The sequence below is a fragment of the Sulfolobus sp. B1 genome (assembly GCF_007050195.1).
In the GTDB taxonomy this organism is placed as follows: Archaea; Thermoproteota; Thermoprotei_A; order Sulfolobales; family Sulfolobaceae; genus Saccharolobus.
Genome location: NZ_QIMI01000334.1, coordinates 1 through 685 on the forward strand (window position 1 = coordinate 1; position 685 = coordinate 685).

1 protein-coding gene and 1 pseudogene are annotated in these 685 nt (G+C 41.2%); both read right to left on the minus strand.

The window, feature by feature from the left end; translation table 11 throughout:
- On the minus strand, positions 1-321 hold a 321-nt coding region (locus DMP16_RS10560), incomplete at its 3' end, for a hypothetical protein (protein WP_143577250.1).
- Between the two features lie 145 nt (positions 322-466).
- Positions 467-685 (minus strand): annotated as a pseudogene (locus tag DMP16_RS10565) (ATP-binding protein); the annotation flags it as partial.

A 685-nucleotide genomic window follows, 5' to 3' on the forward strand; every position in this document is an offset into this window, starting at 1 on the left:
GCCTATGCCAGCAGATATTCCAGCCTCCTCCAGTTGTACTCTACCATTAGTTATCCCAGCCTCTAGAAGGACTACGTTATTGTTCTGACAGATCTTAACAGTGTAGTAGTGCCCCCTAATCCCAACTGCGTGTATTTGGAGGATTAGGACGTTTTCGCCGTAAGTAGCGTAAACAGTATACCCCTGTGACCTCAGAAGTAGCTTTAAGTCCTTACTCAGTCTTCTCATGTCTAATGAGCTAGTGATTGGTATTTGGATCATTTTAGTACCTAAACCAACGGGTTGGCATACCATGTTATATAGGGGATTATTAGCTGCCATAGTATATACTTGTAGATGGAGATTTTTAAGTCTTTTTTAGACTTTAGATTCTAAATTACAAAGTTAGCGATTTATTGGAAGAGTCCAGTTGAGGCAGATCAGTAGTTAATACAAGGGATGAGCTTTAAATATCTAAGTACACCCCCTATACTTGAAAGTTATCACGGTCATCGTATTTAAGGGCTCTGAAGAACAAGTCATGGACTTTTAAGGAGAATGTCCTCATTACCCCGTAACCAGCTGGGGCAGCCTGCAAGAGACTTGCGTAGTTGTCCATACCTATCTTCTTTAGGGCGTCTTCATCAGCCCTTAAAGTGATCTTAGTATTTGCCAAAGTAAGTATTAAGTCGTTGAGGTCAGTAGG